Raw genomic sequence first — 13003 nt, 5'->3', positions numbered from 1 at the left:
GGTTTAGAATTCCACCATTTCATTTCTGAAACCATCAATTAACTGCATCAGCTCACGATGCCATTCACGCAGGATTTTGGTATCTGGCAGCCATGCTTGCGGGGTTTGAGTGACTTTAATAATCAGGTTCGATGAAGTCTCATCTTCCGGTTCCGGTGCGCTTGGCTCCGGCGTATACTGACAAAGACGATAAGCGCGTTTTAATTCAGCAATAAAGCCTTCTTTGGCCAGTTTTTGCAGAATCACCACTTCAGGCGATACCTGACCTTTGGCCGCCATCGCTTCTTCAATTGATTTTAAAGTCGGCTGCAGCTCATTCAGGCGGTAGTAACGCACCAGTTCCTGCAAAAAGGCCAGTACAGCACCATGCAGATGAAACACCGCTGCTTCGCGATGTGCCTGCGCCTGCTGGATATGTTCGGTTTGTTCGGCTTGCTGACATGAAAGACGGGCAAAATACAGTTTTTGATTGGTACGGTCGGCATGAAAGCGAGCAACACGGGACATGAATAGCGTTCCTAAATTTTGGCTTTTATTTCAACATTAAGCTTAAACGCTCTGCGTCCAAATGCCCAACAAAAAATACATATGAGCGCTATCATCAGCATCGATATTTTCTACGATAAGTTTAAATAGAGAAAAATGCAGCGCTAAAAAAGGAGCCACTAAGGACTCCTGTTGATGTTCAAGCTTTCGGCTTGTCTTCCGCAGCTTTAACGCGAATGCCAGCACCTTTGACTTTCAGGGTATTCAGGCCCTTAATCGCTTTGACGGCTTCACGACCATGCGGCATTTCCACAAAGCCAAACCCTTTGGACTTGCCACTGTCAGCCTCTTTAACAATCACCGCAGATTCTACTGTGCCAAACGGCTGAAACAGCGCCAGCAGTTCAGCATCGGTGATGGAACGCTCTAAATTACGTACAAGAATTTTCATTTACTTTTTCCAAATAGGCCAAATCATCCAAAAGCATGCGCCTACTCTACTCTGGAGATTGTGCATCAAGCTGCACAACACATGGCTCTAGTTTAATCGAGATCAATCCCAAAATCTAAACGAATCTTCTGGCGTTCGATCAGCGCACTTTTAACAGTTTGTTCACGGGTTTTATAGTGGGTTTCACTTTGACACAGGTTACGGGTCAAATCATTCAGGAAATAGCTTTCCACAGTACGCCCCTGTTCATCGACCGTATCTCTGGCCCACCAGCTGATGTTCTGCTTGGTCAGAATCAGCTCGTTTTGCGCCCGGGTTAAAGCCACATACAGCACCCGGCGTTCTTCTTCGACTTCGTCAAAATTCCCTTGCGCCCGTGCATGTGGATACTGCCCGGCAGTGACATTGGCCACATAGCAGACCTTCTGCTCGGTACCTTTGGCCGAGTGAATGGTAATGAGCGTGACCACGTCATCATCTGACTGGCGCTCAATTTCACTAATCGAAATCGGATCGAGTACATATTCTTCCAGAAACTCGCTGAGCTGACCGTGTTTGCTGGCCAGCTGCTTGACCAGATCAAAATCTTTAAGCCGTTTTGACCAGTCTTTTTTGGCGTAATTCTGTTCCAGCTGCTCCACCAGTGCCTCAATCGCCAGACTGACACAGACGTCGACTTTCTGTTTCAGTACCGCCATTTGCTTCATAATCAAAATGGTTTTATCCGGAATCCGGCCAAATTTCTCCAGCTTTTCCGCAATCTGCTCCATTTCCGGATTCAACAATAACTGCTGTGCCAGTTTACTGGCACCGACATCTCCCACGCCATTCCACAGGGTCAGAAAACGCATCCAGGCAATATCATCTGCCGGATTGGCAATGACCCGCAGCAGACTGAGCAAATCCTTAACGTGTGCCGATTCCAGTAATTTCATGCCGCCAATAAAACGATACGGAACATTGGCCGCAATAAAGGCCGCTTCAATATGCCGCGCGGCAAAGCTGGAACGCACCAGCACCATATGCTCCTGCCATGCTGCCCCCTGGATAAAGTGACGCTCTTTGATATCAATCGCAATCCATTTGGCTTCATCAAACTCATTCGGGAAAATATGCATGCGCGGTTTTAAGCCACTGCCACGATACGCCTCCAGCCGTTTGTCATAGCCGATCGGACTTTGCTCCAGCAACCAGTTCGACAGATCCAAAATTTCCTGGGTTGAACGATAATTACGCTCCAGCTTATAAATCTGGGCACCCGGAACACGTTCTTTAAAGTGATGAATGTTTTCAAAGTCTGCACCACGGAAACCGTAAATCGACTGCGCATCATCACCAACACAGAACAGCTGCACCCGCTCTTTTAACGGCTCTAGTAAGGCCCATTGCAAAGGATTGGTGTCCTGCATTTCATCGACCAGCATGTGCTGGCACAACGACGCGACATAATCGACCAGCCCCTCTGATTGGGCCAGCGCCGAAGCGACAATTGCCAGAATATCATCATAATCCAGAAAATGACGCGCCTGCTTGCGCGCTTCATATTCTTTCATGATCTCGGCAATCTGATCTTTATAATCCAGACATTCCGGTAACTGTTTTTCCAGCGCAATACTCAGTTTTTGCCGGGTATTGCGGGCAAAAGAATACAGGTCACACAGCTGCTGTGGCTTGGGCAAGGCATTTGGATTTTTCTTGTCATCTTTACCACGCAGCAAACGGAACATCATGATCTGGTCATCACGATCAATAATCGAGAACTGTTCCAGCCCAAAGGCTTTCGGAATCCGGCGCAGCAGATACATACAGAAGGTATGGAAGGTAGAAGCACGCAAGCCCTTGGCCTGCTCGCCCAGCGCCAGCTCGACCCGCGCTACAATTTCAGCAGCGGCACGGCGGGTAAAGGTTAAAATCTGGATCTGGTTGGCCGGAACGCCCTGATCAATCAGATAAGCTGCACGCGCCACGATGGTTTTGGTTTTGCCACAGCCAGCCCCAGCCAAGACCAAACTATGCTTTGCTTCAGTGGTGGCTGCATTTTTCTGTTGGGGATTTAACTCGTCGATGAGCTGTGCAAGTGACATACCAAATCATTTCTCGAAAATTCAAAGCGAGATCTTATCATAAGCATTCCATCAACATAAAAACTAGCCTATTTGTAAACCCGGATCGTTTTCGAATTGAGTACTTCGTATTGCAGCCCCAGCTGTCGGGTCGTTACGTCCAAAAATTCAAAAAAGTTCGAATTGCGTAAATGAAGGGGAAATTGATGATTCATGTCGACATCTGAATCCACAATCAGCGTGACCTTCTTTTCAATTGCCAGCAGATTTTAAAACACTCAGATGCACCTCATCAAAATGAAAAGACAGCACTCTCGGCTGTGAGTGCTGCTGCACAGGGTTTTTCTTGAGATAATTTTGCATATTTTCGCGGTAGGCCGGTTTTGCAAAACTGTGTACAGTGATGCAGCTTAATATCAAAACCAAGATGATCTTTTTCATCATTTCCCCATTTAGCATTTTATTTTTAAACCCTATTGGCATCTGGGTTTGTCACGCTTTCTTTAGTGATTGCATGACATTTTCGACGCTGTCGGTTAAATTGTTTTCTGCATTTCGAATCGCATCTTCCACTGAAATATCAGGTGGATTAATACCAATAATCTGTGTAAATCCCGCCTCCAGCAGTGGCTCAATATCTTCACCAATCATTCCTGCAAACGCATAGACCGGTTTATTCAAGCTTTTCGCAACCTGTGCCACGCCAAATGGGGTTTTGCCCATGAAGGTCTGCCGATCAATTTTCCCTTCGCCGGTCAGGACCACATCGGCCTGTGTAATTTTTTCAGTCAACCCGGTTTGCTGAATCAGCAGTTCAACACCTGACTGAATTTTTGCGCGTGCAAAAGCAAGCAAGCCAAAGCCCAGTCCACCCGCTGCACCGGCCCCGGCCTGATGTTGCACATTAACCCCGAGCGTTGTTTCAACCAGATTGGCAAAATAACCCAAGTTCTGATCGAGAATTTTGACCAGCTCCGGTGTGGCACCTTTTTGCGGTCCAAAAATGGCCGAGGCACCATATTCCCCACAGAGCGGATTATTGACATCGCTGGCAATCAGCATCTCGGTGGTTGCCAAACGGGCATCCAAAGCACTAAGGTCAATCTCGCAGATCTGCTTTAAATTGCCGCCACAAGGTTGCACCTCCAGGCCAGCCTGATCTAAAAATTTCACCCCCAACGCTTGCGCCATTCCACTGCCGGCATCATTGGTGACACTGCCGCCCAGTCCAATCACGATTTTAGACACGCCCAGATCCAGCGCCTGGCGGATCATCTCGCCAGTGCCATAAGTAGAAGTAAGCGCCGGATTGCGCTGCGCCAACGGAATAAGATGAATACCATTGGCCTTGGCCATTTCAATGACTGCAGTTTTGCCGTCGTCAATCAGGGCAAAGTAGCTTTCAACCTGTTGCTGCGGCAAAGGGCCGCGTACCCGACACGAAACTTTCTGCCCGGCACATGCATTTAACAGGGCATCGACGGTGCCTTCACCGCCATCGGCCAGCGGTACCAAGCGACAGATTGCATCCGGAAACTGCCGCAAGATTCCGCGCTGCATGGCCTGGGCGGCCTGTACTGCGCTCAGGCTTTCTTTAAAGGAATCTGGTGCAATCACAAAACGAAGTGGCATGTGGTTTATCCCCAGCGTGGGTGTCCATTGTGGATAAGTGTTGACTTATCCGCATATTAGCGTAGCCAGCCAATTTCCGCAGCGGTCAGGTCATTAATGACGGTGTATTGCAGGCTGTCCGGCATTTTGCTGGTGCTGCTACTTAGCGGAATATGCCCGCCCATTAACTCAGCTTTCTGCTGTGGATAGCGTGGCTGTTGCTGCGGGTTGGCATAACCCAGCGGATAAATCGGCAGTCCGGTGGCCAGATCATATTTATCACGGGCGCCAAAAGCATGCAGTAATTCATGTGCCAGTACCACATGATTCTGCTGGTTCTGACGCTCGGCGGCAAACAGGTTAACCGAACCAATCCGGCCTTTTTCCAGCGCGGTAGAATGTTTTAAAGCTTTTTGATGGGCTGGATCATAATAGTTTAAATACAGGGTCACATGCGGTGCGCCATCAACTGACTGATGCTGACGCCAGGCATAAAACCGGAACTTGAGACTCCAGATGATGCTATCGAGTAAAGAAGCCTGTTCCGGTACCTGTGGCGGCAACTGTTTCAGTTCCCGGCCAAGCTGCAGATAAAAATATACCGGTTGCTGGCGATACTGTGCTGCGGCCTGCTGCAAATACTGCTGCACCGTTTGAAAACTGCTGTTAGACAGCTGCTGGATATAACGCTGCGTGCTGTCCTGTCCATCAGCATTCACCGGATGCAAGAGCACCCGCACCGGTTTAGTCCAGTCCTGATTCTGGTCACGATAGGCATTTACCGCCACAATGAAAAGAATCAGCAACAGGATCAGGATACGAATCTTTTTCCACATCGGCTTAAGCGCTCTGTTTTTTGAGTTTTCTCAGATACATCTGACTCATTTCAATTTTGGTTTCAAACAGATTCAGAGTTTTAATGAGTCCGGAGAGCTTGGCCCGGCCATAGTTTCTGGAATCAAAATCCGGTTTTACCGCGCTGATATATTGCCCGACCATGCCCAGATTGGCCCAGCCATTTTCATCGGCATTGTCTTTGACTGCTTTATAAATCAGATTCAGTGTGGCGCGATCCATCATCTCCGCAGCCGGGTTTTCTTTCGGCGCAGTGCTGGATTTTGCATCCGAAGTTTTTGCGCTTTCTAGGTTCTTTTTGTCCTGAACCGGGCTGATTTCATCTTCTTCGGCATTTTTCAGTTCATTTTCAGAGATCAGGTTTTCAATATAAATAAATTTATCACAGGCTTTTTTAAAGGCTTCCGGAGTGGATTTTTTGCCAAACCCATAAACACTCAGGCCATTTTCACGAATCCGCGAAGCCAGCGGAGTAAAGTCACTGTCACTGGACACAATACAGAAACCATCCAGCGCTCCGGCATAGAGCAAATCCATGGCATCAATAATCAGGATCATGTCGGTGGCATCTTTGCCTTTGGTATAGGCAAACTGCTGTACCGGGGTAATGGCATGTGGTAACAGCACATCACGCCACTTTTTCAGGGTTTCACTGCTCCAGTCTCCATAGACCCGTTTCACACTGGCAATACCATATTTGGCCACTTCTTCAAGCACCGAAGCAATAGCGTGAATCGAAGAGTTATCGGCATCAATTAACACCGCAAATTTTTTTGTTTGGATATCCACCGGTTCCCCAAGCGCTTATTATTCAAATTTATTGTGGAAGTAATTTTGACATAAAAAATGCCGACTTCCGTCAGCATTTTTTCAGTTTTTCACGATCAGGCTTCGACCCATTTACCATCCTGATATACCAGACTCCATTTGGTCTGTTTGCCTTCAGGGGTTTCAGAGCCAATATATTGCGCCTGATTTTTACGGCTGAATTTCACCAGAGTCGGGTTGCCTTCTGGGTCTACATCGGGTGCCTGCAAAATGAATTGATATTTTGGATCAAGCTGGTCAGCAACCGTACGCAGTTCCGCCACCTTCGGTGCACGGGTTTCACGCACTTTCGGGAACTTGCTGGCCGCCAGGAATAAACCGGCAGCGCCATCACGCAGGACAAAAAAGTCATCATGCTTGGTCGAGCGTAAATGTTCCATCTTGATTGGGTCGACACGCGGCGGCGCAGGCTGACCGTTTTTCAAGACTTTACGGGTATTGTCACAGCTGGTGCAGGCAAAATACGGACCAAAACGGCCAGTTTTCAGCTGCATTTCGCCATCACATTTATCGCATGGAATGGTCGGGCCATCATAGCCTTTAATCTTGAACTCGCCTTCTTCCAGCTCAAAACCGGCACAGTCCGGGTTATTACCGCAAATATGCAATTTACGGCCCCCATCAATCACGTAGCTATCCATGGCAGTTTCACAGATCGGGCAGCGTTTTTTCGACATCAGGTCGGCGGTTTCAGCACTGTCATCATCTGACAGGGCCGCCAGAGATTCAACTGGCGTTAAATTCAAAGTGCCTTTACAGCGTTCTTTTGGCGGCAGGTTATAACCGGAACAGCCCAGGAATACCCCGGTGGTACCGGTACGAATCTGCATTGGACGTTCGCATTCCGGACAATGCACGGCATCCACTTCCACCGGCAGATTACGGCGCATGCCCTGTTCGCCCTGTGCATTGGTCAAACGGGTTTTAAAATCACCATAGAAGCTGTCGAGCAGATCTTTCCAGTTGCGTTCACCATCGGCCACTTTATCCAGCTGACCTTCTAAGTCCGCGGTAAAGTCGTAGTTCATCAGGTTGTTAAAGCTTTCATCCAGACGGTCGGTGACAATTTCACCCATCTTTTCCGCAAACAGGCGGCGGTTTTCCAGCTTGACATAACCACGGTCCTGAATGGTAGAAATAATCGCCGCATAGGTCGATGGGCGGCCAATGCCACGTTTTTCCAGTTCTTTCACCAGCGAGGCTTCGGTAAAACGTGCAGGCGGCTTGGTAAAGTGTTGTGATGGGTCCAGCTTTTGCAGTTTCAGCACTTCGCCGACTTTCACTGCAGGCAGCAATACATCATCATCAGACTTGTTCTGACCACGTACTTTGGTAAAGCCATCAAAGACCAGGGTACGGCCTTTGGCTTTCAGTTCTACCCCATTGGCATTGACCAGAATGGTCGACGATAAATATTCGGCCGGAGTCATCTGACAGGCCACAAACTGACGCCAGATTAAATCGTATAAACGCTGGGCATCACGCTCGACACCGGCCAGGCTGTCGCCTTTCAGACCAACATTGGATGGACGAATCGCTTCGTGAGCCTCTTGCGCGCCGGCTTTGTTGCCGTAACGGTTTGGCTTGGCCGGTAAATATTTCTGGCCGTACTCGGATTCAATATGCGTACGCACCATATTCACGGCGTCATCACTCAGGAACGTCGAGTCGGTACGCATATAGGTAATAAAACCGGCTTCATACAGACGCTGTGCCAGCATCATGGTTTTCTTGACCGAGAAACCTAGACGGGTACTGGCCGCCTGTTGCAGCGTTGAGGTGATATACGGCGCACTCGGATTCACCTTGGTCGGCTTGTCTTCACGTGCAGCCACCGTATAGTCTGCATCTTTAATCAGGTTCAGCAAGGCATCGGTTTCAGCCTTGTTACGCAGCTTTAGGGTCTTGCCATTTTGCTTGACTGCTTCCAGACGAATATCATCTTGTGCAGATTTGGTATCGGCAAATACCTGCCAGTATTCTTCCGGAATGAAGGCACGAATTTCACGTTCACGCTCTACCACCAGTTTGACGGCTACTGACTGGACACGACCGGCTGACAGACCACGGGCAATTTTTTCCCACAGCAATGGCGAAATCATAAAGCCAACCACACGGTCCAGGAAACGGCGCGCCTGCTGCGCATTGACTTTATTGGTGTCTAGACGTGCCGGATGCTTAAAGGCTTCCTGAATGGCATTTTTGGTAATTTCGTTAAATACCACACGCTGATAACGCGCATCATCACCGCCAATGACTTCTTTTAAATGCCAGGCAATGGCTTCCCCTTCACGGTCCAAATCCGTTGCCAGATAGACTTCGTCGACCTGCGATGCCAGTTTTTTCAATTCAGCAACAACATTTTCCTTGCCCGGTAGCACTTCATACTGGGCTTTCCAGCCATGCTCCGGGTCTACCCCCATGCGGTTGACCAAGGCCTGCTGAGCTTTTTCTGCTTTTTGTGCTTCGGTCAGTTTGGCACGTGTGGTGGTTTTCTTTTCTGTACTTTTACTGGCGCCTGTAGGCAAATCACGCACGTGACCGACCGACGACTTTACAATGTAATTCGAACCGAGGTATTTGTTGATTGTTTTCGCTTTTGCAGGCGACTCCACAATCACCAAGGCACGCTTAGCGCCATCGGCAGATTTTGCTGTAGTGCTTTTCGATGTGGAGCGAGGAGCGTTCGCCATAGTTAACCGTAGTTCCTGTGAAAATGTTTTAAATTAAAGTTCAGCCAAAGAATGTAAATATGCCTTGATGTCATCCAGTTGGGTGGCTTTCAGATCAGCTTCTTCATCCCAATAGAGTCCTACACAGTTTGCCTGCATATCAATAGCATAAATGCCCTTTAATGCAACGGGTGTATGATTAAATTTTTCCTCACCATGCACCAGTTCAAGCTGCTGATCGACCACCCGGGCGCGCATTAAGGGCAAGCGGGCCTCTGGAATCAGTACGCTATAATAGGCCACCATACTGGCACGGCTTTCTGTGGCCATCGGAATTTTGGTCCAGTCCGGCGCAGCCACCAGACGCGGATGCAGGCCCATCTTGCGGGCTTTTTCACGCATCAGGCCGAGGGCTTTTTCTCTTGGACTGACACGCAAACCAAAAATCGAGCCCAGCACAAAAATGATGATGGCCAGTGCCACCCAAATTCCAGTATTTTCCATAGCTCAACCTTTATGTTCTTTTATTAGAGTTGCATAAGCGCCATATAAAACGCAAGTTTGCACGATAAAATTAATTCAGGAACATTTCGTGGCTATAGACCACTTCATGCCCGTTCCAGTAGATATAGCCTTTTTCCAGCAGTTCCTTGAGCAATAACCGCACGTCGGACTGGGGAAACATCTGTTCTAACAGGTCACGCAAGGCATAAATATCTTTGGGTTTATCGGCTTTCAGTTCGCGCAGTTTACGCGCCACTTCCAGCTGTACCGGATCAATCTGGTCAAAGTTTTTAAACAGCGGCTGCTGCGCACTTTGAATCGGCGCGGCGACAGAGTCCTGTTCAATAACAGGAGCAGCTCCGCTTTCTGTCGACTGTAACTGTTTTAAGGCCTGATCCAGACTGCTGGCCACCGGTGTTTTTTCAGCAGAGGCATTTAAATCCAGCTGAATCCACTGTTTCAGCACCTTCTTGCGAAAGGCAATTTGCTCATCATAACGCTTGATAATTTTCAGATTAATTAACAAACCGACCAGACGCTGGGCTTTTTCCGGCACCACCTGCAAAATATTGCTGAGAGAGTTTTTCAGCTTCTCGACCGTATTCGGTTTACCGCTCATTTTTGCCAGAGCATCACAGTATTTTTTGACCAGTTGCAAATACGGTTTTTGCTGGATGGTGGCAATACTCGGCAAGCTGTATTTTGGCGTATGAAGTGGCTGCGCCGCATCTTCTGGCTGAATCAGAATCAGATGGGCACTGATATTCGAGGCCTGTAGCATCTGCACCAGTATATCGCTGCTGTCCTGGGCCGAAATAATTTCGACATGACTATCTGGCTCAAGTAATGCCATTAACTGCCCGACCACCACGGCATATTCAAACTCTTTATGCGGTGCTTCTGGGGTGTCCAGTACCACCACCTGAGCGCTGTTCATCCAGCTGGCCAGTTCAGTCAGGTCATCCAGCGCGTACTCAAAGCGTCCGGCACAGTTAAACAGGTAGAGTGTCGAATAATGCTGCAGAATATCGCGCAGCAGTTGTGCCGTAGGCATATTCTGTTCAAGATCTAAAAGTACAACTTTCTGGGTCATGACAAAAAATAAAGGATCTGAGAGCCGAAAGTGGGCATTAGAGCCGGAAGTGAGATAAAGGTCAAATTTTTTTATTGTGGCGCTGTGATCGCTGCCTCAAAAGCGGCTGGAGCTAAACCGATCTACCAGTATCTTCATATGGATACCTTAAAATAAACCCGCATTCAGGCTGCGGGTGTATTCATAGATTGTGCGGAATGTTCTAGCAATTGACAGATTAATAATGCGGCGGAATATTGGTCAGCGGATCGAAGGGAGCAATGCCTTCAGACAGGTCAGCTGACTCAACCCGTTGATAAAGCAGCTGCATTTGTTTCTTGAGGTCGGCAATTTCCAGATTCTGTTTAGTCACCTGCTCATTCAGCTGTTCAACTAAATCATCTAAAAATGCAATTCGGACTTGCAAATCTTCAATGGGTGCGGAAAATGACGCCTGATCATTTAGATTTTGTTGTTTAGTCATTTTAAATCCTCATTTGAGATTTTTCAGGAAACACTATGGCCTATATTACCCTAAGGGATGTCCAACTCGCGTTTGGTGGACCCGCCCTGCTCGACGGCGCGAACTTTACTCTTGAACGTGGCGAACGAGTGTGTTTGATCGGCCGTAATGGTGAAGGTAAGTCTACCTTACTTAAACTGATTGAAGGAAGCTTACTGCCCGATGCCGGCGAAGTCTCGATTCAAAATGGCTTAACCGTGTCCATGCTCACTCAGGATGTCCCGATGGATTCGGGCAAGGTTGCCGATATTGTCGCTGATGGTGCCGGTGAAGCAGCAGAGGTCCTGCGTGCCTATCATGCCGCCAATGATGCCTGCGTGCTGGGCGATATGGCCGCCTGCGAGCGCATGGGTGAACTGCAACACAAACTGGATCAGCTTGATGGCTGGGCACTGGAAAACAAGGTCAACTCTATTTTAAGCAAAATGGGGCTGGACCCGAATGCCGATCTGGCCGATCTTTCCGGTGGCCGTAAACGCCGCGTGCTGCTGGCCCGTGCCCTGCTGACCCAACCGGACATCCTGTTACTGGATGAGCCGACTAACCATTTAGATGTTGAAAGTATCGAATGGCTGGAAAAATTCCTGCTCGATCAGAACAACCTGACCTTATTGTTTATTTCGCACGACCGGACCTTTGTTGACAGTCTGGCGACCCGTATTGTCGAGCTGGATCGCGGGATTCTGCGCAGTTATGAAGGCAACTATTCGCGCTATCTGGATCTCAAAGCCCAGCAGCTGGAAGCAGAAGAAAAACAGAATGCCCTGTTTGAGAAAAAACTGGCCGAAGAAGAAGCCTGGATCCGTCAGGGCATTAAAGCGCGTCGTACCCGCAACGAAGGTCGTGTTCGTGCCCTGAAAGCCTTACGCGAAGAATCCAAAGCGCGTCGCTTCCAGCAAGGCAAAGTCAACATGGGGGTACAGGAAGCTGCGCGTTCAGGCAAACTGGTCTTTGATATTGAGCATCTGGGCGTCAGCTATGATGGCAAGCCGCTAATCAAAGACTTCTCGGCCATTGTCATGCGTGGCGACCGGATTGGTCTGGTCGGAGATAACGGGGTCGGTAAAACCACCCTGATTAAAGCCATTTTGGATGAAGTGGAACACAGCGGTACCGTTAAAATCGGGACCCAGCTGGAAATTGCCTATTTTGATCAGCTGCGTAACCAGCTGGATTTGGAAAAATCAGTCAAGGACAACGTTTCTGAAGGTTCCGACTTTGTTGATGTCAATGGACAGCGCCGTCATATCTACAGCTATCTGCAAGACTTCCTGTTTAACCCGGAACGTGCGCGTACCCCGGTCAAAGCCTTATCCGGCGGTGAACGTAACCGCGTGCTACTGGCCAAACTCTTGCTGAAACCATCCAATTTAATTGTGATGGATGAGCCGACCAACGATCTGGATATGGTCACGCTGGAACTGCTGGAAGAAATGCTGGCTGAATACAAAGGCACCTTGCTGCTAATTTCGCATGACCGTGCCTTTATGGACAACGTGGTCACCTCGACCTGGGTGTTTGATGGCAAAGGTCATATTGAAGAATATGTCGGCGGCTATCAGGACTATTTACAGCAGCGTCCGGATCAGACCGTGGTTGACCAGAAAATGGCGGTGAAAAAAGCCCAGGCCAAGGCAGAAGCAGCAAAAACAGAAGCTGCTCCGGCGCCCGTGAAGAAGAAACTCAGCTATAAAGATCAGCGTGAGCTGGATCAGCTGCCGGCTGAAATTGAAGCGCTGGAAGCAGAACAGGCTGAACTGTCAGAGAAACTGGCTGATGGTTCCTGGTTTGTATCCGATGCCGAAGCTGCAACCCAGGCTTCGCAGCGTCTGGCAGAAATTGAAGAAATCCTGCTGGAAAAACTGGAACGCTGGGATGAGCTGGAAAATATGAGCAAAGGCGGTTAATTCAACCGTTCCGCAGCATCTGCCGGACAGC

General features: G+C 48.7%; 12 protein-coding genes. 1 reads left to right on the top strand and 11 read right to left on the bottom strand.

Features of this window, described 5'->3' with window-relative positions:
• Positions 1-3: 3 nt before the first annotated feature.
• The 11 genes from FTT64_RS03125 to FTT64_RS03075 all read right to left on the bottom strand — a co-directional run bounded on the left by FTT64_RS03125 (position 4) and on the right by FTT64_RS03075 (position 11026).
• Positions 4-507: a DUF6586 family protein gene (locus FTT64_RS03125; RefSeq protein ID WP_005182107.1), complete on the bottom strand. Its 504-nt coding sequence runs from the start codon at positions 505-507 to the stop codon at positions 4-6.
• Positions 508-685: 178 nt separating this feature from the next.
• A complete protein-coding gene (locus tag FTT64_RS03120; protein ID WP_005182105.1) occupies positions 686-937 on the bottom strand; it encodes an RNA-binding protein in 252 nt (83 codons plus the stop codon).
• A gap of 92 nt (positions 938-1029) precedes the next feature.
• Positions 1030-3021, bottom strand: a complete 1992-nt coding sequence (locus tag FTT64_RS03115; RefSeq protein WP_168396958.1) for an ATP-dependent helicase — start codon at positions 3019-3021, stop codon at positions 1030-1032.
• A gap of 231 nt (positions 3022-3252) precedes the next feature.
• Entirely contained in the window at positions 3253-3441 is a 189-nt protein-coding gene (locus FTT64_RS14395; RefSeq protein WP_228289027.1) for a hypothetical protein, read from the bottom strand.
• A gap of 51 nt (positions 3442-3492) precedes the next feature.
• Positions 3493-4632 carry a glycerate kinase gene (locus FTT64_RS03105; protein WP_168396959.1) on the bottom strand — a complete coding sequence of 380 codons (1140 nt, stop codon included), beginning with the start codon at positions 4630-4632 and terminating at the stop codon, positions 3493-3495.
• 56 nt (positions 4633-4688) lie between these two features.
• Positions 4689-5447 (bottom strand): hypothetical protein, encoded by a 759-nt coding sequence (locus tag FTT64_RS03100; protein ID WP_168381745.1) that lies wholly within the window; start codon positions 5445-5447, stop codon positions 4689-4691.
• A 4-nt stretch (positions 5448-5451) separates the two neighbouring features.
• Entirely contained in the window at positions 5452-6255 is an 804-nt protein-coding gene (locus FTT64_RS03095) for an NYN domain-containing protein (protein WP_104472079.1), read from the bottom strand.
• A 95-nt stretch (positions 6256-6350) separates the two neighbouring features.
• Positions 6351-8987 carry a type I DNA topoisomerase gene (gene topA, locus FTT64_RS03090; RefSeq protein WP_005182090.1) on the bottom strand — a complete coding sequence of 879 codons (2637 nt, stop codon included), beginning with the start codon at positions 8985-8987 and terminating at the stop codon, positions 6351-6353.
• A gap of 33 nt (positions 8988-9020) precedes the next feature.
• On the bottom strand, positions 9021-9470 hold the full coding sequence (locus FTT64_RS03085; protein WP_005182089.1) for an ammonium transporter: 450 nt from the start codon (positions 9468-9470) through the stop codon (positions 9021-9023).
• 70 nt (positions 9471-9540) lie between these two features.
• Complete coding sequence (locus FTT64_RS03080) at positions 9541-10563, bottom strand: hypothetical protein (RefSeq protein ID WP_005182088.1); 1023 nt, start codon at positions 10561-10563, stop codon at positions 9541-9543.
• A gap of 217 nt (positions 10564-10780) precedes the next feature.
• Positions 10781-11026 carry a SlyX family protein gene (locus FTT64_RS03075; RefSeq protein ID WP_005182087.1) on the bottom strand — a complete coding sequence of 82 codons (246 nt, stop codon included), beginning with the start codon at positions 11024-11026 and terminating at the stop codon, positions 10781-10783.
• A gap of 35 nt (positions 11027-11061) precedes the next feature.
• Between FTT64_RS03075 and FTT64_RS03070 the strand changes: the two genes are divergently transcribed.
• A complete protein-coding gene (locus FTT64_RS03070) occupies positions 11062-12972 on the top strand; it encodes an ATP-binding cassette domain-containing protein (RefSeq protein ID WP_168396775.1) in 1911 nt (636 codons plus the stop codon).
• Positions 12973-13003: the final 31 nt, after the last annotated feature.

Origin of the sequence: Acinetobacter sp. Q186-3, from assembly GCF_013420655.1 — a bacterium.
GTDB lineage: Bacteria > Pseudomonadota > Gammaproteobacteria > Pseudomonadales > Moraxellaceae > Acinetobacter > Acinetobacter indicus.
The sequence above is the reverse complement of the archived record's forward strand: the minus strand, read 5'-3'. Positions and strand labels throughout refer to the sequence as shown.